Source organism: Campylobacter sp. BCW_4341, from assembly GCF_001764255.1.
In the GTDB taxonomy this organism is placed as follows: Bacteria; Campylobacterota; Campylobacteria; order Campylobacterales; family Campylobacteraceae; genus Campylobacter_D; species Campylobacter_D jejuni.
The window spans coordinates 26211-47373 of sequence record NZ_MKAH01000007.1; the positions used below are offsets into that span (position 1 = coordinate 26211).

The 21163-nt window shown below is 29.1% G+C and carries 22 protein-coding genes and 1 pseudogene; 16 read left to right on the forward strand and 7 right to left on the reverse strand.

The window, feature by feature from the left end; genetic code table 11:
• Nucleotides 1-86 precede the first annotated feature (86 nt).
• Complete coding sequence (gene cysM / locus AJN70_RS01000; protein WP_002861607.1) at nucleotides 87-986, forward strand: cysteine synthase B; 900 nt, start codon at nucleotides 87-89, stop codon at nucleotides 984-986.
• Between the two features lie 6 nt (nucleotides 987-992).
• Here the strand turns inward: cysM and AJN70_RS01005 are convergent, their stop codons facing one another.
• The 4 genes and pseudogenes from AJN70_RS01005 to AJN70_RS09765 all read right to left on the reverse strand — a co-directional run bounded on the left by AJN70_RS01005 (nucleotide 993) and on the right by AJN70_RS09765 (nucleotide 2941).
• Entirely contained in the window at nucleotides 993-1553 is a 561-nt protein-coding gene (locus AJN70_RS01005; protein ID WP_004305960.1) for an SCO family protein, read from the reverse strand.
• Entirely contained in the window at nucleotides 1550-2002 is a 453-nt protein-coding gene (locus AJN70_RS01010; RefSeq protein WP_070295348.1) for a hypothetical protein, read from the reverse strand. The genes AJN70_RS01005 and AJN70_RS01010 overlap by 4 nt, the downstream gene beginning before the upstream one ends.
• A 3-nt stretch (nucleotides 2003-2005) precedes the next feature.
• The gene (locus tag AJN70_RS01015; protein ID WP_002861604.1) at nucleotides 2006-2425 is read right to left on the reverse strand and encodes a copper chaperone PCu(A)C; all 420 of its coding nucleotides are present in this window, start codon (nucleotides 2423-2425) and stop codon (nucleotides 2006-2008) included.
• Nucleotides 2426-2510: 85 nt separating this feature from the next.
• Nucleotides 2511-2941, reverse strand: a pseudogene (locus AJN70_RS09765) (hypothetical protein).
• Nucleotides 2942-3107: 166 nt separating this feature from the next.
• On the opposite strand from AJN70_RS09765, the gene AJN70_RS01025 reads away from it, so the two are divergent.
• The 4 genes from AJN70_RS01025 (at nucleotide 3108) to AJN70_RS01040 (ending at nucleotide 7112) form a co-directional block, all read left to right on the forward strand.
• Complete coding sequence (locus AJN70_RS01025) at nucleotides 3108-4085, forward strand: murein L,D-transpeptidase family protein (protein ID WP_004305957.1); 978 nt, start codon at nucleotides 3108-3110, stop codon at nucleotides 4083-4085.
• Nucleotides 4086-5072 carry an alanine racemase gene (locus tag AJN70_RS01030; protein WP_002861602.1) on the forward strand — a complete coding sequence of 329 codons (987 nt, stop codon included), beginning with the start codon at nucleotides 4086-4088 and terminating at the stop codon, nucleotides 5070-5072. It begins immediately after the preceding gene.
• Between the two features lie 2 nt (nucleotides 5073-5074).
• The gene (locus AJN70_RS01035) at nucleotides 5075-5542 is read left to right on the forward strand and encodes a tRNA (cytidine(34)-2'-O)-methyltransferase (RefSeq protein ID WP_002921721.1); all 468 of its coding nucleotides are present in this window, start codon (nucleotides 5075-5077) and stop codon (nucleotides 5540-5542) included.
• Between the two features lie 103 nt (nucleotides 5543-5645).
• Entirely contained in the window at nucleotides 5646-7112 is a 1467-nt protein-coding gene (locus AJN70_RS01040) for an alanine/glycine:cation symporter family protein (protein WP_070295349.1), read from the forward strand.
• Nucleotides 7113-7132: 20 nt separating this feature from the next.
• On the opposite strand, the gene AJN70_RS01045 is transcribed toward AJN70_RS01040, so the two are convergent.
• Nucleotides 7133-7864, reverse strand: coding sequence for an amino acid ABC transporter ATP-binding protein (locus AJN70_RS01045; protein WP_070295351.1), 732 nt, complete (start codon nucleotides 7862-7864; stop codon nucleotides 7133-7135).
• Nucleotides 7857-8600, reverse strand: a complete 744-nt coding sequence (locus AJN70_RS01050) for an amino acid ABC transporter permease (protein ID WP_002861598.1) — start codon at nucleotides 8598-8600, stop codon at nucleotides 7857-7859. Before AJN70_RS01050 ends, AJN70_RS01045 begins: the two co-directional genes overlap by 8 nt.
• Nucleotides 8601-8682: 82 nt before the next feature.
• Between AJN70_RS01050 and AJN70_RS01055 the strand changes: the two genes are divergently transcribed.
• Nucleotides 8683-8862, forward strand: a complete 180-nt coding sequence (locus tag AJN70_RS01055) for a hypothetical protein (protein ID WP_079860285.1) — start codon at nucleotides 8683-8685, stop codon at nucleotides 8860-8862.
• The gene (locus AJN70_RS01060) at nucleotides 8855-9424 is read left to right on the forward strand and encodes a DJ-1 family glyoxalase III (RefSeq protein ID WP_070210070.1); all 570 of its coding nucleotides are present in this window, start codon (nucleotides 8855-8857) and stop codon (nucleotides 9422-9424) included. The genes AJN70_RS01055 and AJN70_RS01060 overlap by 8 nt, the downstream gene beginning before the upstream one ends.
• A 29-nt stretch (nucleotides 9425-9453) precedes the next feature.
• Here AJN70_RS01060 and AJN70_RS01065 read toward each other — a convergent pair whose 3' ends face one another.
• Nucleotides 9454-9819 carry a histidine triad nucleotide-binding protein gene (locus AJN70_RS01065; protein ID WP_002857192.1) on the reverse strand — a complete coding sequence of 122 codons (366 nt, stop codon included), beginning with the start codon at nucleotides 9817-9819 and terminating at the stop codon, nucleotides 9454-9456.
• A 123-nt stretch (nucleotides 9820-9942) separates the two neighbouring features.
• Between AJN70_RS01065 and pheS the strand changes: the two genes are divergently transcribed.
• The 9 genes from pheS (at nucleotide 9943) to AJN70_RS01110 (ending at nucleotide 21162) form a co-directional block, all read left to right on the forward strand.
• Complete coding sequence (gene pheS, locus AJN70_RS01070; protein WP_070295353.1) at nucleotides 9943-10935, forward strand: phenylalanine--tRNA ligase subunit alpha; 993 nt, start codon at nucleotides 9943-9945, stop codon at nucleotides 10933-10935.
• Complete coding sequence (gene pheT, locus AJN70_RS01075) at nucleotides 10932-13253, forward strand: phenylalanine--tRNA ligase subunit beta (RefSeq protein WP_070210072.1); 2322 nt, start codon at nucleotides 10932-10934, stop codon at nucleotides 13251-13253. Before pheS ends, pheT begins: the two co-directional genes overlap by 4 nt.
• On the forward strand, nucleotides 13250-14536 hold the full coding sequence (gene aroA / locus AJN70_RS01080) for a 3-phosphoshikimate 1-carboxyvinyltransferase (protein WP_004305942.1): 1287 nt from the start codon (nucleotides 13250-13252) through the stop codon (nucleotides 14534-14536). Before pheT ends, aroA begins: the two co-directional genes overlap by 4 nt.
• Nucleotides 14526-15359 (forward strand): 4-hydroxy-3-methylbut-2-enyl diphosphate reductase, encoded by an 834-nt coding sequence (locus tag AJN70_RS01085; protein ID WP_002861592.1) that lies wholly within the window; start codon nucleotides 14526-14528, stop codon nucleotides 15357-15359. The genes aroA and AJN70_RS01085 overlap by 11 nt, the downstream gene beginning before the upstream one ends.
• 132 nt (nucleotides 15360-15491) lie before the next feature.
• On the forward strand, nucleotides 15492-17162 hold the full coding sequence (locus AJN70_RS01090) for a 30S ribosomal protein S1 (RefSeq protein ID WP_053872271.1): 1671 nt from the start codon (nucleotides 15492-15494) through the stop codon (nucleotides 17160-17162).
• Nucleotides 17162-17650 (forward strand): hypothetical protein, encoded by a 489-nt coding sequence (locus AJN70_RS01095; RefSeq protein WP_044780501.1) that lies wholly within the window; start codon nucleotides 17162-17164, stop codon nucleotides 17648-17650. The genes AJN70_RS01090 and AJN70_RS01095 overlap by 1 nt, the downstream gene beginning before the upstream one ends.
• Nucleotides 17647-19230 carry a phosphoglycerate dehydrogenase gene (gene serA, locus AJN70_RS01100; RefSeq protein ID WP_044780500.1) on the forward strand — a complete coding sequence of 528 codons (1584 nt, stop codon included), beginning with the start codon at nucleotides 17647-17649 and terminating at the stop codon, nucleotides 19228-19230. Before AJN70_RS01095 ends, serA begins: the two co-directional genes overlap by 4 nt.
• Nucleotides 19217-19879 (forward strand): response regulator transcription factor, encoded by a 663-nt coding sequence (locus AJN70_RS01105; protein ID WP_002865921.1) that lies wholly within the window; start codon nucleotides 19217-19219, stop codon nucleotides 19877-19879. Before serA ends, AJN70_RS01105 begins: the two co-directional genes overlap by 14 nt.
• Nucleotides 19873-21162: a sensor histidine kinase gene (locus AJN70_RS01110; protein ID WP_070295355.1), complete on the forward strand. Its 1290-nt coding sequence runs from the start codon at nucleotides 19873-19875 to the stop codon at nucleotides 21160-21162. The genes AJN70_RS01105 and AJN70_RS01110 overlap by 7 nt, the downstream gene beginning before the upstream one ends.
• The last annotated feature ends 1 nt before the right edge of the window (nucleotide 21163 follow it).

A 21163-nucleotide genomic window follows, 5' to 3' on the forward strand; every position in this document is an offset into this window, starting at 1 on the left:
TTCGGATATTTTGCATCTTTTATTTACTTTATTTTTTTAAACTTTTATAAAACTATCATTATTAAATAAAAAAGGATATTAAAATTATGAAAGTACATGAAAAAGTAAGTGAGCTTATAGGAAATACTCCCATTATGCATTTAAAAAAATTTGGTATCAATGTTTTTGCTAAATGTGAATTTTTAAATCCTAGTCATTCTATAAAAGATAGAGCAGCTTTTGAAATGATTAAAGATGCTTTAGATAGTAAAAAAATTAATCAAGATACTACAATAGTTGAAGCAACTAGTGGAAATACTGGAATTTCTTTGGCTATGATTTGTGCAGATTTGGGACTTAAATTTATTGCTGTAATGCCTGAATCTATGAGTTTAGAAAGAAGAAAAATGATAACACTCTTTGGCGCTAGGTTAGAATTAACTCCTGCGAATTTAGGAATGAAAGGAGCGGTTGATAAAGCAAATGAAATATTGTTAAATACTCCAAATTCTTTTATGATTTCTCAATTTGAAAATATTTCAAATAAAAATGCGCATCGTAAAAATACGGCTTTAGAAATTTTAAGAGATTTGGATAATAAACTTGATATTTTTGTAGCTGGTTTTGGAACTGGCGGTACTATTAGTGGAGTTGGGGAAATACTAAAAGAAAAATTAGAAAAAGTGCATATTGTTGGAGTCGAGCCTCTAAATTCTCCATTGCTTAGCAAAGGTGAAGCGGGAAGCCATAAAATACAAGGAATAGGGGCGAATTTTATACCTGCTATTCTAAATAAAGAAGTTATAGATGAAGTGATCACAGTAAGCAATGAAGATGCTATAAATACAGCCAAAGAGCTTGCCAAAAGTGGTTTAATGGTAGGTATATCAAGTGGAGCAAATGTATTTGCCGCAAGTATGCTAGCAAAGAAATTTCCAGATAAAAGAATTTTAACTATGCTAAACGATACGGCTGAAAGATATCTCTCAACTGATCTTTTTGCTTAAGTATAATTATTGAGAATTTAGAAAAATTCTAAGTTCTCTTAAAATTTCTTGTGGATTTAAATCGCTAATTTCTTTATAAAAATGACCTTTTTCATCAATAAGATAAAGCATATTGCTATGTGCTATAGAATAACCCATAAAAGAATCATTTAGATCTATTTTTTGATATTGAACATTATATTGTTTTGTTATTTTTTGAAGAGTTTTTTCATCTTTTGCAATTAAAGCATCTGCTTTTGGGTAAAAGTATCGTAACCATTCGTTTGTATTACTTAAGTTATTATCTCTATTTAGATCTAAAGAAATAAAAAGAAGGTGAGCCTTAGGATTATTGATTTGCTTTAAGGCTTTGCCTACTAAACTAAGAGTTGCTGGACAAACATCAGGGCAATAAGTGTATCCAAAATAGATAATAAGCTTATCTCCTTTAAAATCTTTTAGGGTGGCTTCCTCTTTTAAATCTGATTTCAAGATAAAATCATAAGAATTTTGATGATTTTTAATAAAAAATATTACACCTAAAATAATGGCAACTATAACTATAAATAAAATAATATTTTTTTTCATTTTTTTAGCTCAAAATCAAAATAAAACCCTATGGGTTTATTATTATCCATAAATTCTATCCTAAAACGCATAGTATCTAAAACACAAGTAGCAAGAACTATTTTGCTTTCATAGTCTGTTAAATTTAATCGATGTATTTTAGGCTTAATTTCACCCATATACATATTTAATCCATAAATTTTAATTCCTAAGTTGTTATAATTTCCTAGATTTACAATCTTTAGATTTGTAACATCTAAAGATTGTAAGGGTTTGGGATTTAGGGAAATTAAGACTTCTTTATTATTAAAACTATATGTGCAGTCTTTAACATTAAGATCGCAAGTCAATGGGGTGGAAAAATCAGCTTTTGTTATTTTTTGAGAATCTTTTATTATATAAAAATCAAAAATAATATATAAAGTAGCAATAACAAAAGCAAAAGCTAGGATAAAAATAATTTTTCTCATTAATTAAAATTCTTTAGAATCAATATTTTTTAACTCTATGGTTTTGTGATTATTAAATTTTAAATCTAACTTTACCTTCGTATCTTTAATAATAGGTTTTTTTAGTTTTAAAAGCATTATATGGTAACTTCCTGATTTAAGTTCTGTGCTTGAATGAGCTTTTATAATAATTTCAGGAATTTTTTGCATCATCATTTTTCCATCTTTATGTATATGTGTATGCAGTTCACTTGCTTCACTGATATCGCTTTTGACACCTATTAAAGCAATATCTTTATCAGTATTATTAAAAATGGTAAGAAAAATAGCACTATTTTGCGCATGAGGTGGAGTTTGTTTTACAAAGGCATTTTTTACCTCTATATCATTAACAGCCCAAAGATTTACAGCAAAAAGAGCGCCTAAGAGAAGAATTTTTTTCATATTGCATCCTTATTTTTATAACATTAAACATTTGTTCATTATATCAAAAAATATTTTTATTTGAATATAAATTTTTTAAAATCTTTCAATGTGTGTTACCTGTTTGAAAATTTTTTGCATAGTAACATCACAATCAAAGAAAAAACCAGTTGGAGTATTATTGTCTAAAAATTCAACCCTAAATCTAGAATCATTGGTAATACTTCCATCTATAAAATTTATAAGAATATCACCATTAACTATATAAATTTAGGAATTTAAACTATAAATTTTAATCTTTAAATTAGAATAATGAGGAGAATTTTTAATTTTTATAGTAGTTTTATTGAAAATTTTTATAGGTTTTGGGTAGGCTGAAACTTCAATATTTTTTTATTAAAAGAAAAACACAATCTTGTAAATTTAAGTCACAAGCTAGATCTTGGCATGTATTTAAGCTAAATATACTTTCTTTTTATCATATAATACATAAAAAGCTAAAAACAAAATGCCTAAAAAGATATTTCTATAAAAAATTTCTTACCACCATAGACAACCTTTTAAAACAAGCCTTTATGATTTATAAAAATTATATCATAAATAAGGTCGCATTATTAATATAATTAATATTTTTTAAGAAAAAAAATATTATAATCACAAACATTTTTGACTTAAAAAATTTTGAAATACCTAAGGAAAAACATTGTTAAAACGACTTACTTTATTAATTACACTTTCTTCATTGATGTTGCATGCCTCAGATCTTGTTAAAATTTATCTCAATCAAGGATTAGATGCTGTTGGCGTAGCGATTGAAAAAGAATTAACTCAAAAGGATTTTTGGTTAAGTGAAATAGGAGATAAAAATATTTCACTCGGATATTATGATGATAATGTTGCTATCGTGCTTGCAAATAAAACAGATAAAATTCTCCGTGTTTATTCTTACGAGGATGGAAAAATAAGAAAAGATTTTGAACAAAAAGAAATAATAACTGGATTAATGGGTGATAAAAAAATAGAAGGAGATTTGAAAACGCCAGTAGGTTTTTATGAGTTAGGCCGTAAGTTTAACCCAGGTGATCCTTATTATGGTCCCTTTGCTTTTGCTACAACTTATCCAAATTTACTTGATAAAGTACAAGGAAAAACAGGTGGTGGTATTTGGATCCATGGCTATCCTTTAGATGGTTCTAGACTTGATGAATTTAAAACAAGAGGGTGTATTGCTTTATTTAATAATAATTTGGAGAAATTTGCACAAGTTGTGCAAGACAAAAAAGTTTTTGTTATGACAGAAGAAAAAGAAAAAATTAGAGCTAAAAAGGATCAAATAGCTAGTTTATTGGCTGATCTTTTTACATGGAAACTAGCTTGGACAAATAGTGACACTAATACCTATTTAAGTTTTTATGATGAGCAAGAATTTAAACGTTTTGATAAAATGAAATTTGAACAGTTTGCTTCCATGAAAAAATCTATTTTTTCTCGTAAAGAAGATAAAAAGATTAAATTTTCAGATATTAATATCAGCCCTTATCCGAATTTAGAAAATGAAACTATGTATAGAATTTCATTTTATGAGGATTATTACACTAAAAACTATCAGTTTAGAGGCGATAAAATTTTATACGTTAAGATAGATAGTAAAGGTAAAATGAAAATTTTAGCAGAGCAATAAATGTCTTTAATAAAAATTGATCAAAAAGCTTATGAATATAATTTAAGACATATTGCTAAAAAAATAGGGAGTTTTCAAAGATTAATTTGCGTTTTTAAAGATAATGCATATGGACATGGAGCTAAGCTTTTAGCTCCATTAGCCAAAAATTTAGGAGTTTCTTTTGTTGCTGTTAAGAGTGAAGAAGAAGCTCAAGAAATCGAAGAATTTTTTGAGAATATATTAATACTATCACACCGTCCTCATGGTAATGAAAATTCTCGATTTATTTATGCTTTAAATGATATTTCCCAAGTAAAAAAATACAAGCAAGATATAAAAATACATCTAAAAATAGATACAGGCATGCATCGCAATGGAATTTGTGTAGAAAATTTAGAGCATGCTATAAATCTTATTCGAAGTAGTGATTTAAAACTTACTGGAATGTTTACACATTTTGCTAGTGCAGATGAAATGGATGGAAGTTTTTTTGTTCAAAAAGAAAATTTTCAAAAAGCTAAAAAGATAGTAAAAAAATATTTTTCAAATTTATTATTTCATTCGCATAATTCTGCAGCATTATTTAGAGGGAAAATTCCTGAAGATGAATATTGTAGAGTTGGGCTTGTTCAATTTGGATATGGGGAATCAAATTTAAAAAGAGTTTTAAGTTTGTATGCTCATAGATTAAGTCAAAGGATTTTACAAAAAGGACAGAGTATAGGATATGGAGGCATTTTTACTGCTGCAAAGGATATGGAAGTAGCAACTTATGATTTGGGTTATGCTGATGGTCTTTTCCGTTACAATGGAAAAGGGGAGTTAGTGCTTGGAAATGGAAAAGTAATACTTGGAAAGATGTCAATGGATAGTTTTTCTTGTGAAAATTCTGGTGAGGAAATTTGCGTGTTTAAAGATGCTGATATTTGGGCTGATTTTTTTCATACTATTAACTATGAAATTTTAGTAAAATTAAACCCTAACATTCAAAGAGTTCTAGTATAAACATGTTTAATATAGTTTTAGTTCACCCTAGAATACCGCAAAATACAGGTAGTATAGGTAGAATGTGTTTTAATGCTGGTTTTAAACTTCATATTGTTAAACCAACTGTTTTTGATATTTCTCAAAAGGCTGTTAGAAGAGCAGGACTTGATTACTGGGATAAATTAGAGCCTATTATTTGGGAGAATCTTGAAGAATTTTTAAATGAAAATATGATTTATAAAAATCGCTTTTTTTTCGCAACAACTAAGAGTCAAAAAGCTTATTTTGATGCAGAATTTCAAAAAAATGATTTCTTATTCTTTGGAAGTGAGAGTTATGGCTTACCTATGGAATTAATGCAATTAAATTGGGAAAATGCTATAACTATACCTATGAAATCTTATGGAAGAAGTTTAAATTTAGCTACAAGCGTTGGTATAATCTCTTATGAAGCTTTAAGACAAAATTTTAGCAATTTTGTTTCTTAAAAGTTTCAAATTTACACAATAACTTAAAACAAATAAAATCATAAAGTCCTTTTTATAAAAATTATGTTAAAGTAAAATTTAGATTATTTTTTGAGGAGTTTGGATGAATTTAGATATTATACTAGATTTTGCCAATAAAGCGTCTGATATTATAGCTAATAAGATTGTCCCAAATACAGACATTATTATGGTAGTTTTACTTATTGTTTGTGGGCTTTATTATAGTTTTTTAACTCGCTTTGTTCAGTTTCGTATGTTGAGTTCTGTATTTAAAATTCTTACAGAAAAAAACGAAGGACACACTAAAGAACATATTTCACCTTTTCAAGCATTGATGATCTCAACTGCTTCTAGAGTTGGTATAGGAAATATCGCTGGAATTTCTTTGGCATTGGCTACAGGTGGCGCTGGTGCTTTATTTTGGATGTGGGTTATGGCATTTTTTGGTGGTGCCTCAGCATTTGCTGAAAGTACCTTAGCTCAAGTTTACAAATCAAAAGATGATACAGGCGGGTTTAAAGGTGGTCCAGCTTATTATATAAAAAAAGCCTTAGGCTCACATTTTTTTGGAGCTTTTTTTGCTTTTATTCTTATTATTACTTATGCTTATGGATTTAACGGACTTCAAAGTCAAACAATGACTTCGTCTTTTAAAGTTTATTATAATATGTTTAATCCAAATGCTGCTGTAGATTTTGCATCAAGTTCTTGGCCAATGATTATTGGTATTGTTTTAACTATTTTTGGTGCATGGATGTTTTTTTCTCACCATACTAAAATAGGTAAAATTAGTTCTTTAATTGTTCCTTTTATGGCTTTAGCTTATGTTTTACTTGCCGTGATTGCTGTTTTAATGAATTTTGATAAAATTCCTTCTGTGGTTCATATGATTTTACAAAGTGCTTTTGATTTTAAAGCGATTTTTGGTGGTTTTGCTGGTTCTGCTTTAGTTATAGGGATTAAAAGAGGACTTTTTTCAAATGAAGCAGGTATGGGCTCGGCACCTAATGCAGCTGCAGCAGCTTTGACAAGTCATCCAGCTAAACAAGGTGTTATACAAGCCTTTTCAGTTTTAATTGATGTTGTTGTTTGTACAAGTTCTGGATTTTTAGTTCTTTTTTCTATGGCATATTTAGGACTTGGAGAAAGTAAAATCGATGGTGGAATGCCTTTAGTTCAAGAAGCTATGCGTGAGTATTATGGTAGCTTTGGAATCCATTTTATTACTATAGCTATTGTTCTTTTTGCAATAACTTCTTTAATAGGAAATTATTATTATGCTCAAGCTAATGTTAAATATTTAACAAATTCCAAATTTGTAATGAATTTGTTTAGAATTACAGCTGTAGCTATGATTTTTATAGGCTCGCAAATGAATTTAAAACTTGCTTGGAATTTGGCTGATTTGACTATGGCTTTCATGGCAACGACAAATATTATATCTTTATTGCTTTTAGGTGGTATAGTAAATAAAGTTTTAAAAGATTTTAATACGCAACAAAAATCTGGTATAGATCCTAAATTTAACGCTAGTAAACTTGGAATTAAAAACGCTGAATGTTGGGATTAAAATTCATAAGCCTTAATGGCTTATGAATGATTTAAAACCTTGTTTAAAAATTCTCTCAATCTTTCATTGCTAGGATTTTCAAATACTTCTTTAGGGCTTGCATCAACAGCAATTTTTCCTTTATCCATAAAAAATATACGATTGGCAACATTTCTAGCAAAACCCATTTCATGGGTTACCACAAGCATAGTTAAACCTTCTTTTGCAACATCTTTCATAATGCTTAGAACCTCGCCTATCATTTCAGGATCTAGAGCTGAAGTAGGCTCATCAAATAAAATAACATCAGGATTCATCATCAAGCTTCTAGCAATAGCTATGCGTTGTTTTTGTCCACCAGAGAGCTTATGGGGCATTATATTTTCTTTGTCTGCTAAACCCACCTTAGCAAGAAGTATTTTTGCTTTTTTTATGGCTTCTTCTTGACTTAAAATTCCTGTTTTAATGGGCGTTAAACATAAATTTTCCATAACATTTTTATTAGCAAAAAGATTAAAATGCTGAAATACCATGCTAACTTTTTGCCTGATCTTATTAATATCAATTTCTTTATCAAGTATGTTTTGCCTATTGATTAAAATTTCCCCACTATCAGCTACTTCTAAGCGATTGATGCAGCGTAAAAATGTACTTTTTCCGCCTCCACTTGGACCTATGATAGCTATTACATCGCCTTTTGAGATTGTAGTGTTAATATTTTTTAAAACTTCTAATTCTCCATATTTTTTTTGTAAATTTTTAACTTCAATCATTTTTATTCATCCTAAGTTCAAGTTTTTTTGCAAAATAACTAAAAATTTTTACACTTACGTAATAAACAAGTCCAGTGAAAATAATAGGTTTTGGATTGTAAAGTACGGCTTGCAAGCTTTGACTTTGCATGGTAATATCAACAACACTAATAAATCCTACAACAGAAGTTTCCTTAAATAAAGAAATAAATTCATTAGCTAATGCAGGTAGAATGTTTTTAGTAGCCTGAGGAAGAATAATTTCTTTCATTGAAGTTTTGTAATCAAGTCCCATTGCTCTTGCAGCTTCCATTTGTCCTTTATCCACACTATTAATGCCACTTCTTACAATTTCTGCTATATAAGCCGAGCTATTAAGTCCTAGTGCAAGAATGGCTGCATAAAGGTTATCTATAAAAGTAAAAATTACAAAAGCAAAAATCATCAATTGTAAAATTACTGGTGTTCCTCGTATAATGTCTATATATTCATCTATAATAAAATTAAGTGTTTTAAATTTAGAGAAGCGTAAAATAGCTAAGCTAAAACCAATAATCACTCCGATAATAACAGCACAAGCAGTTAATAAAAGCGTAATAAGATAACTTTTTAAATAAGCTTTTGCGTTTTCTGTATAGCCATAGCTTACAACTCCACTAGGATCTTGAATTTTTAATATTTCTATCGGGAAAGAAAAATAGCCCCATAAAATAATAATAACAAAAAAAACAAAAATTCTTATATTTTTCTGATTCAATTTGTAAACCTTTTCAGAGAAATTATTTAAAAAAAGATTTTATAGAAATATCTTTGAATTTTCTCTAAAGATTTAAAAAAATATGTTAGAATTTCCTAAAAATAAGGTTGTATTTATGGAAATTTTAGATTTCATTCTAATAGCTATTTTTGTGTTTTTAATGATTGTTTTGGTCATAGGATTCAATCATCAAATGATGCAAAAAAACAAAGAAAGAGAAGAAAGATTTAAAAAATATAAAAAAGGAGAACAAAATGAGTAAAAAAGTATTAATTCCATTGGCTCAAGGTTTTGAAGAAGCTGAATTTATAGGAATTGCAGATGTTTTAAAACGAGCAAGAGAATTAAATCCAGATTTGGAAGTTGTTATAGCTTCGCTAAATAGTGAGTTATTAGTAAAGGGTGCTAATGGCATTAGTGTAAAAGCAGATTATTCTATAGAGGATGTTGATATAGAAAATTTAGATGCCATTGCTTTGGCGGGTGGTTTTGAAGGTATGATGAATCTTAAGAATTCAAATATTATTTTAAATATCATTAAACAACTTCATAGCAACAATAAAATTGTTGCCGCAATCTGTGCTTCTCCTATAGTCTTAAATGAAGCAGGTGTTTTAGAGGGCGAGTTTGCTTGCTATCCTAGTTGTGAAGTTGGACTTAATGGAAATCGTGTTAACAAGGCTGTAGTTGTAAATAAAAATGTTATAACTTCAGCAGGTCCAGCTACGGCAATTCTTTTTGGTTTAGAACTAGCTAAAAAGTTATGCGGTGATGAAATTTATCAAAAATTATATGAGGGAATGTTGCTACCTTTGACAAAATAGTTTAAATGGTAGTTTTTCTACCATTTAAATTAAAATAAAGCTTGAGGATTTTCTTTTTTTGTTTTTTCCTTAGGCAGTTCAAAACCTCCAAGCATATGAAAATGCAAATGAAAAACTTCTTGTCCACTATTTTTTCCACAGTTTGTTACCAAGCGATATCCACTTTTATCTACGCCTAAAAGAACAGCTAGTTCTTGTATGAAACTTGTCATTTTGGCCATAAGTTCAGGATCAAATTCTTGAAAGTCTTTAAAATGTTTTTTAGGGATTATAAGTATATGTATGGGTGCTTTGGGTGCAATATCATGAAATGCTAGAAAATCGTCACTTTCAAGTACTTTATTGCATGGAAGTTTACCTTCAACTATGAGTTCAAAAATTGTTTTTTCTTGCATTATTTATCCTTTTTTATTGTTGGTTTGATACAATTATATCTTTAAAGTTTGGTTTTTATGCTGAATTTAAAATAGTTTTTAATAGAATTAGAACTTGAAATATTTTATTTTAAGGTGAGAAAATTGCAAAATTTTATAGAACAGATTCAAAAATGTGAGAATTTAAATGATTTGGAAGCTATTAGGATTTCCGTTCTTGGAAAAAAAGGTATTTTAACAGAAGGCTTTACAAAACTTAAAGAGTTAGAAGATGAGGCGAAAAAAGAATTTGCTGCTAAACTAAATGCACAAAAAGAAATATTTAATGAGGCTTATTTAGCCAAATTTAAAGATTTGGAAAATCTTGCTTTAGAAGAAAGAATGAAACAAGATGCTTTAAATTTTAACTATTTTGATGAAAGTATTACAACGGGTGCCTTGCATCCTGTTATGAGCACCATGGATAAAATCATAGAGTATTTTATAGCTTTGAATTTTAGCATAGAAAAAGGGCCTTTAATAGAAGATGACTTTCATAATTTTGAAGCGTTAAATTTGCCTAAATCTCACCCTGCAAGAGATATGCAAGATACCTTTTATTTTGATGATAAAAGGCTTTTAAGAACACAAACTTCGCCAGTGCAAATACGGACAATGCTTGCACAAAAACCTCCTATTAGGATGATAGCCCCTGGTGCTGTATTTAGAAGAGATTTTGATATTACGCATACTCCTATGTTTCATCAAGTTGAAGGCCTTGTGGTGGAAGAAGGGCAAAAGGTTAACTTTGCAAATTTAAAAAGTGTATTGGAAGATTTTTTGCGTTATATGTTCGGAGATGTGAAAGTTCGTTTTCGTCCAAGTTTTTTCCCATTTACAGAGCCTTCTGCTGAAGTTGATATTTCTTGTGTGTTTTGCAAAGGAAAGGGTTGTAGAGTTTGCAAACATACAGGTTGGCTTGAAGTTTTAGGATGTGGAATAGTTGATCCTAATGTTTATAATTTTGTTGGTTATGAAAATGTAAGTGGTTATGCCTTTGGATTGGGAGTAGAGCGTTTTGCAATGCTTTTGCATCAAATTCCAGATTTAAGATCTTTATTTGAAGGTGATTTGAGATTATTGGAGCAGTTTAGATGATAATTACTAAAAGTTGGTTGAATGATTGGTTAGAACTTGAAGAAATAAGTTCGGATAAAATAGCTAAAACTTTAAACTCTATAGGTATAGAAGTTGATAGGGTTGGCGCTTTAAAGGCTCCAGATAAAGTTGTTGTAGGCTATGTTAAGGAAAAAATTAAACATGAAAATTCAGATAAATTAAGCATTTGTCAAGTTGATATCGGAAGCGAAACCTTGCAAATTGTCTGCGGTGCTGCGAATGTTGATGCAGGACAATTTGTAGCTGTTGCAACTAAAGGTGCTATCATGCCAAACGGTATGGAAATAAAAGAAGCAAAATTACGAGGAGTGGATTCTTGTGGTATGCTTTGTTCTAGTTTAGAACTGGGTTTTGAAAAAATCAATGAAGGAATTATGCTTTTAGATGAGAGTATAGGGAAATTAGAACTTGGGAGACCTTTAAATACTTATGAAATTTTTAATGATGAGCTAATAGAAGTAGAACTTACTCCTAATAGGGGTGATTGTTTAAGTATTTATGGCATTGCTCGTGATTTAGCTACAGCTTTAAATTTAAATTTAAAAGAACCAAAACCATTCAAAGAAAGTGAAAATGTTTTAGGTATTGGTAGAATTTTGCGCTTAGCAGCTGAGAAAGAACTTAATGGACTTTATAATTATCGAGCCATAGAGCTAAAAGAAGAAATTCGAACAAATTTATTGCTTAGTTTAAGACTTGCTCAAATTGAAAGTTTGGGAAAAAATTCCATAGAAAATTTATTAAATTATGCAACGCATTCAACTGGTGTTCTTTTTAATGCTTATGATTTAAGTAGTTTTTCTGAAAAAGATGAAGAATTTACCATCAATTTAAGCAAGCAAATGCATGGAGAAACAAAAGTATCTTACAAAGATAAACTTTTAAGCTTTAGCGGAATTTTCCAAAATAATGAAAGTAGATGCAAAGATGATTCTAAAATAATTATTATTGAGGCTAATTATACCGATCCATTGGTGATTGCAGATGCTAAAATATATCATAAAGATCAAGATGAAAAAATACTTTATAGAAGTTTTAGGGGAAGTGAGCCTAAATTAAATTTAGGAATGGATTTTTTACTTAGTATTTTTGAGCAGATTCCAAATCTTGTTATTTATAGTTCTTCTCAACAAATTTTAACCGACAAAGAATTACCAATCATACCAATAAGTATTGAAAGTATTGGCGATATAATAGGGCAAAATGTTGATAAAGATGAAGTATTAAAAATATTGAAAAAATTAGGTTTTGAACTTATACTTTCAGGCGAAGGGCTTATAAATGTTAAAGCACCTTTACATCGTCCTGATATTAAAAATTTATCAGATATTTGCGAAGAAGTTGTAAGAATTATAGGTATTGATAATATTGCTTCCAAGGGTTTAGAATTTGTAGAAAAAAATCGTTTAAATTCTGCATATAAAAATTATATTGAGTTTTTAAATTTAAGGAAAAGAGCAGTAGCTAGTGGTTATTTTGAAAGCTTACATTATGTTTTAGACAATGAAGAAGAACTTAAAAGATTGGGTTTTGACTCTGTTAAATTAAAACTAATCAATCCAATTACAGCAGAACTTAATACTTTAAGAACAACCCTTTTAAATCATTTATTGAATGCAGCAAGTTTAAATGCAAAAAATTCTAAAAAAATTATTAAACTTTTTGAACTAGGGGTTGTTTTCAATGTCAATAATCAAGAATTAAATCGTATCGCATTTATCCATTCTGGCTTAAAAGAAGAAGCTAAAATTTCCAACAAGGCAAAACCTGAATCGGTGCAATTTTATGATTTTCTTTTAGACATTAAAAATATTATAGGCGATTTTAAACTAAAATCATCAAAATATAATATTTTAAGCCCTTATGAACAAGCAGATATTTATCTATCAGATATTAAAGTAGGTTTTATAGGCCGTTTGCATTTAAAAATAGAAAATGAGAGAGATTTGCCAAAAACATATATTTGCGAACTTGATTTAGATTTAATTAAGCAAGATTTTAAAATAGCTAAGCCTTATTCCAAATTCCCAGCTATCACCAGAGATCTTAGCGTGTTAATACCTAAAGGTTTTGAATACAATCAGATTAAAAATTGTATCGAAGAATTAAATTTAGAAATACTTGAAAATTTTCGTTTAGTTGATATTTATAGCGATGAAAACCTTAAAGAATTTTATAGCATTACCATAAGTTTTTCTTTTAGGGATATAAATAAAACTTTAGAAGATAATCAAGTAAATGAATGCATGGATAAAATTTTAAATACTCTTAAAAATTTAGGTCTTGGTTTAAGATGAAAATTTACAAATTGCAAACCCCTGTAAATGCTACACTTGAAAATATAGCAGCAGATAAAAGCATATCTCATCGTTTTGCTATATTTTCGCTTTTAACACAAGAAGAAAATAAGGCTCAAAATTATCTCTTAGCTCAAGATACTTTAAACACTCTTGAAATTATAAAAAATCTTGGAGCTAAAATTGAAGAAAAAGATTCTTGCGTCAAAATTATACCCCCTAAAGAAATTTTATCTCCAAATTGTATTTTAGACTGTGGAAATTCAGGAACTGCTATGCGTTTGATGATAGGATTTTTAGCAGGAATTTCTGGTTTTTTTGTTTTAAGTGGAGATAAGTATTTGAATAATCGTCCTATGAGAAGGATAAACAAACCACTTACTCAAATAGGCGCTAGAATTTATGGAAGAAATGAGGCAAATTTAGCTCCACTTTGTATAGAAGGTCAAAATTTAAAAGCTTTTAACTATAAAAGCGAAATTTCTTCAGCTCAAGTTAAAACAGCTATGATTTTATCTGCTTTTAGAGCTGATAATGTATGCACTTTTAGTGAAATTTCTCTTAGTCGAAATCATAGTGAAAACATGTTAAAGGCTATGAAAGCTCCGATAAGGGTTAGTAATGATGGCTTAAGTCTTGAAATAAGTCCTTTAAAAAAACCTTTAAAAGCTCAAAATATAATCATTCCTAATGATCCTTCTTCGGCTTTCTATTTTGCTTTAGTAGCTATTATTTTGCCTAAATCTCAAATTGTTTTAAAAAATATTTTACTTAATCCTACTCGTATAGAGGCGTATAAAATTTTGCAAAAAATGGGCGCCAAACTTGAAATGACAATAACTCAAAATGATTTTGAAACTATTGGTGAGATCAGGGTAGAGTCTAGCAAGCTTAATGGCATAGAAGTTAAAGATAATATCGCTTGGTTGATAGATGAAGCGCCTGCTTTGGCCATAGCTTTTGCTTTAGCTAAGGGTAAATCTAGTTTAATAAATGCTAAAGAATTGCGCGTTAAAGAAAGCGATAGGATTGCTGTGATGGTTGAAAATCTAAAGCTTTGTGGTGTTGAAGCTAGAGAACTTGATGATGGTTTTGAAATAGAAGGTGGATGCGAACTAAAATCTTCAAAAATTAAAAGCTATGGGGATCACCGTATTGCTATGAGTTTTGCTATTTTAGGTTTGCTTTGTGGAGTTGAGATTGATGATAGTGATTGTATAAAAACTTCTTTTCCAAATTTTATAGAGATTTTATCAAATTTAGGAGCTAGGATTGATTATTGAATTAGCAAAAAACTATGGTTTTTGTTTTGGTGTTAAAAGAGCTATTAAAAAAGCAGAACAAATAAAAGATGCCGCAACTATAGGTCCTCTTATTCATAATAACGAAGAAATTTCTCGTTTACAAAAAAATTTTAATGTCAAAACTTTGGAAAATATAAAAGCTTTAAGCAATGAAAAAAAGGCTATTATAAGAACTCATGGTATTACAAAGCAAGATTTAGAAGAATTGAGAAAAAAAGATATAGAAATTTTTGATGCCACTTGTCCTTTTGTTACAAAGCCACAACAAATTTGCGAGCAAATGAGCAAGGAGGGTTATGAAGTTGTTATTTTTGGAGATGAAAATCATCCCGAAGTTAAAGGAGTAAAAAGTTATGTAAGCACAAAAGCTTATGTAGTTTTGGATAAAAAAGAGCTTCAACATATAAAACTTCCTAATAAAATAGCTGTAGTAAGCCAAACAACTAAGAAGCCTGAACATTTTATGGAGATAGTAAATTTTTTAATACTTAAAACCAAAGAAGTAAGAGTTTTTAATACTATATGTGATGCAACCTTTAAAAATCAAGATGCCATTAAAGAACTCTCGCTTAAAAGTGATGTTATGGTTGTTGTAGGGGGTAAAAACTCAGCCAATACAAAACAACTTTTTTTGATTGCAAAAACCAATTGTGAAGATAGTTATCTAATTGAAACCGAAGAAGAGTTAAAAAAAGAATGGTTTTTAGATAAAAAACATTGTGGTATTAGTGCAGGTGCTAGTACTCCTGATTGGATCATACAAAAAGTTATCGCCAAAATAGAAAATTTTAAAATTAATTAAAAAATGTTTTCAATATAGAATAAAAAAGTCAAAAATTTAAAAAAAATTAACAAAAATAAAAAAACTTAACACTAATTAAAGAAAAATAAGGTAAAATCAATCAATTTCTAAAAATTATTTTAAAGGACCATAATGAGCGAGGTGAACAAAAAAGTTCAAGGCATTGTAGACGATTATCTTGAGGAAGAAGATTTTGGACAGCTTTTAGAGGCTTTTGATAAATCAAGAGAAGAGGCTACAACAGAGGGTGTGATTGTAGAGATCAAAAATGATGAAGTTTATGTAGATATAGGTAAAAAATCTGAAGGTATTTTAGCTCTTAGCGAAATACAAGATGACAATTCTAAGTTATTATTTAATGTAGGCGATAGTATTAAAGTTTCTGTTATGGGTTCTCGTGGTGGCAGATCTTTACTTTCTCATAAAAAAGCTTTGAGAAAAGAAAAAGTTATTGAATTTATTAAAAACTATCAAGAAAATCAAGATGATATTTTTACCGTAAAAGTAGTTGGAAAAAATAAAGGCGGATTGATAGTTGTTGATGAAAATGATGTTGAATTTTTCTTGCCAAAATCTCAATATGGCTTCAAAGAAACAAATAACATTATAGGCAAAACGTTTAAAGTTAAAATTATTAAAATCGACAAAGATGAGCAAAGTATCATTGTTTCTCGTAAAAAAACTTTAGATGAGGAGAGAAGAAAACGCAAAGAATTGATCAATAATGTAGCACAACAAGAAGATTTAATTGAAGGTATTGTGAAAAAAATTACCACTTATGGTATGTTTGTAGATGTAGGAGGTGTTGATGGCCTTGTTCATTACAGCGAAATTTCTTACAAAGGACCTGTAAATCCTGGAACACTTTATAAAGAGGGCGATAAAGTTCCAGTTAAAGTAATAAAGTATGATAAAGAACGCAAACATTTATCCTTATCTATAAAAGCGGCTTTACCTGATCCATGGAGCGAGATAAAAGATACTCTTGATGTAGGTGATACCATTAAAGTAATAGTATCAAATATAGAGCCTTATGGTGCTTTTGTAGATTTAGGAAATGATATAGAAGGATTTTTACATATCAGTGAAATTTCTTGGGATAAAAACATCAAAAATCCAAAAGATTATATCAACAAAGGTCAAGAAATTGATGTTGAAGTAATTGAAATCAATCCGAATGAAAGACGCTTAAGAGTATCTTTAAGAAATTTACTTTCTAGACCTTTTGATGAATTTATGAAATCTTACAAAATTGCAGATGTGGTTGAAGGAGAAATTACCTCGGTAACTTCTTTTGGTGCATTTGTTAAACTTGGCGGTATTGAAGGTTTATTGCATAATGAAGATGCTTCTTGGGATAGAAACGATAAGTGCAAAGATAAATTCTCCCAAGGGGATAAAATCAAAGTAAAAATTATCAAAATAGACGAAGAAAACCAAAAAATATCATTAAGCACAAAAGAATTAAGCAGTTCTCCAGTGCAAGAATATGCCAAAATTCATAAAGTCGGCGATATTGTAAAAGGCGCTATCCGTGATATTAAAGATTTTGGTGTTTTTGTAGAGCTAAGTAAAAATGTTGATGCTTTAATTCATAAAGAAGATATAAGCACTTCTATGCTTGAAAATTTGAAAATTGGCGACGATATTGAAGCTGCTATAGTTTTTATTGATGAAAAGAAAAATAGAATTCGCCTAAGTGTTAAAAATCTTATTAGAATGAAAGAAAGAGAAGTTCTTAATGAAATCAATAATGATGATAAAGTGACTTTAGGTGATATCATTAAAGATCAGCTAACTTAATGAAAAAATACATTACAATAAGCATTTTGAGTATTTTATTACTCATTTTGCTTGCTGTTGTTTTTACATTGCTTTGGCAATTTAAAGCTAATGTAAATTTCATTCCACAATTTGCTAAAGATACAAATACGCAGCCAAGCATTCAAACCCAAAATCAAGATCTTTCATGGCAAGAAGAATTAGCAAAATGGCCTACACGAGATTTTACCCCAGCAGCAGAAAAATTTACCTTATATTTTGATGCGGATACTAGCGAGCTTAAGGAGAAAAATAAATATTATCAACTTATAGTTGGAAAATATGATATTTATTCTATGTTTTGCTTAAGACAGACTTTAAATTCTTTTAATGTGAAGTATTTTCTTCTTAAATCAGGTGATAGTCCAGAAATCTTTTTGGATACAGGTAATGAAAAACTTATAGATGATATTATGAAAGAATTAAAAAAATATAAAATAAATACAGAAGTAAAGGAAATTTGGTTATGAAAAAAAAGATTATAGTATGTGATGCTATTTTGGATAAAGGTATCGATATTCTAAGAAAAGCTGAAGATATTGAGCTTATAGAAGCTGCAAAAGTTCCAAAAGATGAACTTATGCAAATGCTAAGCGATGTTGAAGTTGCTATTACTAGAAGTTCTACAGATGTAGATATAAATTTCTTAAATCATGCCAAAAAATTAAAAGCACTTGTGCGTGCTGGGGTGGGCGTAGATAATGTTGATATTCCAGAGTGTTCTAAAAGAGGAGTGATTGTGATGAATGTCCCAACTGCAAATACTATTGCCGCAGTTGAACTAACAATGGTACATCTTTTAACATCAGCTAGAAGCTTTGTCAATGCTCATAATTTTTTAAAAATTGAAAGAAAATGGGAAAGAGAAAAATGGTATGGCATTGAATTGATGAACAAAACGCTAGGGGTTATAGGTTTTGGAAATATAGGTTCAAGAGTAGCTATCCGCGCTAAAGCATTTGGTATGAAAATTTTAGCCTACGATCCGTATATTTCTGCTTCTAAGATTACAGATTTAGATATGGAGCAAGCAAAAAATTTGGATGAAATTTTAGAAAAAAGTGATTTTATTACCATTCACACACCAAAAACCAAAGAAACCAATGGTATGATAGGAAAGCAAGAAATTGCAAAAATGAAAGATGGAATAAGATTAATAAATTGTGCTCGCGGAGGATTGTACACAGAAGAGGCTTTATATGAAGGTTTAAAAAGTGGTAAAATAGCATGGCTTGGTATAGATGTATTCAATAAAGAACCTGCGACTAATCATCCTCTTTTAGACTTTGAAAATATTTCAGTTACTTCTCACCTAGGAGCAAATACTTTAGAAAGTCAAGACAATATCGCAAGAGAAGCTTGTGAGCAAGCACTAAGTGCAGCACGAGGCGTGGCTTATCCTAATGCCTTAAATTTGCCAATTAAAACCGAAGATTTACCACCTTTTGTAGCTCCTTATATAGAACTTGTTTCTAAAATGGCTTTTTTAGCTGTTCAAATTGATAAAAATCCTATAAAAAGTATTAAATTAGAGGCTGAAGGAATTATTGGCGAGTATGCAAATTCTATGCTAACCTTTGCAGCTGTTGGTGCTTTGGGTGGAATTTTAGGAGAGAAAATTAATTATGTTAATGCAGAATTTGTTGCCAAAGAAAAAGGAGTTGAATTATCTTGCGAAACTCTTCCAAATAGTGGTTATAATAATAAACTTAGCGTTAAAATTATCACCGAAAATTCAAATATCAGTGTTTCAGGAACAGTGTTTAATGAAAATGAACAACGCATAGTTGGATTAAATGGCTTTAAAACTGATTTTAAGCCAAAAGGGAAAATGATTATTTTTAAAAACAAAGACATACCAGGAGTTATAGCTAAAATCAGCTCCGTTTTGGCAGCTAAAAATATCAATATAGCTGATTTTAGGCTTGGTAGAGATGGTTTTGGGTATGCTTTGGCTGTTGTTTTGATTGATGAAAAAGTTCAGAAAGAAGTATTAGATGAACTAAAACAATTAGAGGCGTGTGTATTTGTCCAATATGTTGAAATTTAAAATTTTAATTATAGAAGATGATATAGATTTAAACGAACTGCTTGTTTTAAAGTTGAAATCTAGTGGTTATGAAGTTATATCTTTAGTGGATTTTTTTGGAGTTGAAGATTTGCTCGATAATGAGCAAATCGATCTTTTAATAGTCGATAGAAATTTGCCCAGTGGAGATTCTTTAGAAAAAATTCAAGATTTAAGAGAGCAAGGATATAAAGAAGCAGTTATTTTTCTTACAGCCAAGGCTTTGCATCAAGATTTGCTCGAAGGCTTTGAAAGTGGTTGTGATGATTATGTTTGCAAACCTTTTGATTTCAATGAGCTTTTGCTTCGCATTAAAGCAATTTTAAAACGCCATAAAAAAGAAGAAGAAAAACTATCTTTTGGTGATTTTATTTTAGATTTGGCTAATTATGAATTCTTTTACAAAAATCAAAAATTAGAAATCTCAAATCTTGACTATGAGCTTTTAAAATGTTTTTTTGAAAATCCAAATACCTTGCTTACTAGACAATTTTTAAGCGAAAGTGTTTGGAAAGATGATACTACAAGTGATAAAACAATCAATATAGCTCTAACAAGACTTAGAAATAAATTTCCAAAACTAAAAGATCATATTATAAGTGTTAGGGGTGTTGGCTATAAATTATGCTAAAAACTAAAAATATTTTTATAGTTTTTTTTGTTGTATTGGCTTTGATTTTTGGGTTTATTTTTTATACTTTTACTAATTCTTATCTTAATTTCTTGCTTATAAAACAATATGAACAAAAAATCAAAAGTCTTGATGATGTTTTAAAATTTTCTCTCTTAGAGCATTTAAATGATGCTAATATCAAGGATTTTGCTAAAGATACTAGGGCTGATTTTATTATCTTAAACAATGATATGAAAATAAGTTCTGTAAAAAATCCTGATTTTTTTTCTAATCTTAAAGAAGGAGAAATTTTAAATTTCGATTCAAAAAAAATTCTTACTAAAAGCTTTATTTACAAAGGATATAAATATATTATTATTGTTTATCCTCGTTTTTTAGATTTAGAACTTTTTTGGACAAAAATAGCAATCGGTTTTGGAGTGTGCTTGCTGTTTGTTTTTATTTTAATGTTGTTGCTAGGTAGAAGAATAGAGAAAAATTTTAATAAAATTTTGGATTTTTTAGATTCTATAGGGGATCATAAAGTTGTTATATTAGAAAAAGGAATGTTTAAAGAATTTAATTTACTAAATGAGAAACTTTTAAAAACTAAGGATAAAATTCTAAAGAATACCCAAAAAAATAAAAAACAAAGCGATAAAATTACTTTAAAAAATACTCAGCTTGCTAGTGTGATTTCTGCTATTTCTCATGAGCTTAAAAATCCATTAAGCGTGATTGATCTTAGCTTAGAGATGCTAAAAGATGAGAAATTGGAAGATAAAAAATTAAAAAAGGAATTACTAGAAAAAATTTCGCGTCAAAGTATTAAACTTAATGCTTTAACCCATAAGCTTAATTTTGTTTTTAATCTTAATAGTGAAGCCTTGCAAATGCAAGAATTTGATCTTTTTTTTCTATGTGAAAAAATCACTAAAAACCCAGGCTTTGAAAGAGTTGTATTGCAAGGTAAAAGCACGAAAGTTAAGGCTGATGAATTTTTAATCGAGCAAGTGATTATAAATTTGCTTTCTAATGCTTTAAAATATAGTCAAAAAGAAGTCATTTTAACAGCAAGAGATCAAAAGATAATAGTGCAAGATTTTGGAAAAGGCATAGAAGAAGATAAAATAAAATTGATTACAAAAAAATTTTATAAAATTGATGTAAAAAGCGATAATTCTTTTGGTTTAGGACTTTTTTTAGTAAAGAAAATTTTAAATATACATAAAAGTTATCTTGAAATTTCTAGCACTTTAGGCTATGGTTCTAGTTTTAGCTTTAAACTCAGTCAAGGATAAA

What these genes read in the sequence shown, in the direction of transcription:
- cysM (WP_002861607.1), top strand. Translation starts at nt 87, where the DNA reads ATGAAAGTACATGAAAAAGTAAGTGAGCTTATAGGAAATACTCCCATT.
- AJN70_RS01005 (WP_004305960.1), bottom strand. Translation starts at nt 1,553, where the DNA reads ATGAAAAAAAATATTATTTTATTTATAGTTATAGTTGCCATTATTTTA.
- AJN70_RS01010 (WP_070295348.1), bottom strand. Translation starts at nt 2,002, where the DNA reads ATGAGAAAAATTATTTTTATCCTAGCTTTTGCTTTTGTTATTGCTACT.
- AJN70_RS01015 (WP_002861604.1), bottom strand. Translation starts at nt 2,425, where the DNA reads ATGAAAAAAATTCTTCTCTTAGGCGCTCTTTTTGCTGTAAATCTTTGG.
- AJN70_RS01030 (WP_002861602.1), top strand. Translation starts at nt 4,086, where the DNA reads ATGTCTTTAATAAAAATTGATCAAAAAGCTTATGAATATAATTTAAGA.
- AJN70_RS01035 (WP_002921721.1), top strand. Translation starts at nt 5,075, where the DNA reads ATGTTTAATATAGTTTTAGTTCACCCTAGAATACCGCAAAATACAGGT.
- AJN70_RS01040 (WP_070295349.1), top strand. Translation starts at nt 5,646, where the DNA reads ATGAATTTAGATATTATACTAGATTTTGCCAATAAAGCGTCTGATATT.
- AJN70_RS01045 (WP_070295351.1), bottom strand. Translation starts at nt 7,864, where the DNA reads ATGATTGAAGTTAAAAATTTACAAAAAAAATATGGAGAATTAGAAGTT.
- AJN70_RS01055 (WP_079860285.1), top strand. Translation starts at nt 8,683, where the DNA reads ATGTTAGAATTTCCTAAAAATAAGGTTGTATTTATGGAAATTTTAGAT.
- AJN70_RS01060 (WP_070210070.1), top strand. Translation starts at nt 8,855, where the DNA reads ATGAGTAAAAAAGTATTAATTCCATTGGCTCAAGGTTTTGAAGAAGCT.
- AJN70_RS01065 (WP_002857192.1), bottom strand. Translation starts at nt 9,819, where the DNA reads ATGCAAGAAAAAACAATTTTTGAACTCATAGTTGAAGGTAAACTTCCA.
- pheT (WP_070210072.1), top strand. Translation starts at nt 10,932, where the DNA reads ATGATAATTACTAAAAGTTGGTTGAATGATTGGTTAGAACTTGAAGAA.
- aroA (WP_004305942.1), top strand. Translation starts at nt 13,250, where the DNA reads ATGAAAATTTACAAATTGCAAACCCCTGTAAATGCTACACTTGAAAAT.
- AJN70_RS01090 (WP_053872271.1), top strand. Translation starts at nt 15,492, where the DNA reads ATGAGCGAGGTGAACAAAAAAGTTCAAGGCATTGTAGACGATTATCTT.
- AJN70_RS01095 (WP_044780501.1), top strand. Translation starts at nt 17,162, where the DNA reads ATGAAAAAATACATTACAATAAGCATTTTGAGTATTTTATTACTCATT.
- serA (WP_044780500.1), top strand. Translation starts at nt 17,647, where the DNA reads ATGAAAAAAAAGATTATAGTATGTGATGCTATTTTGGATAAAGGTATC.
- AJN70_RS01105 (WP_002865921.1), top strand. Translation starts at nt 19,217, where the DNA reads ATGTTGAAATTTAAAATTTTAATTATAGAAGATGATATAGATTTAAAC.
- AJN70_RS01110 (WP_070295355.1), top strand. Translation starts at nt 19,873, where the DNA reads ATGCTAAAAACTAAAAATATTTTTATAGTTTTTTTTGTTGTATTGGCT.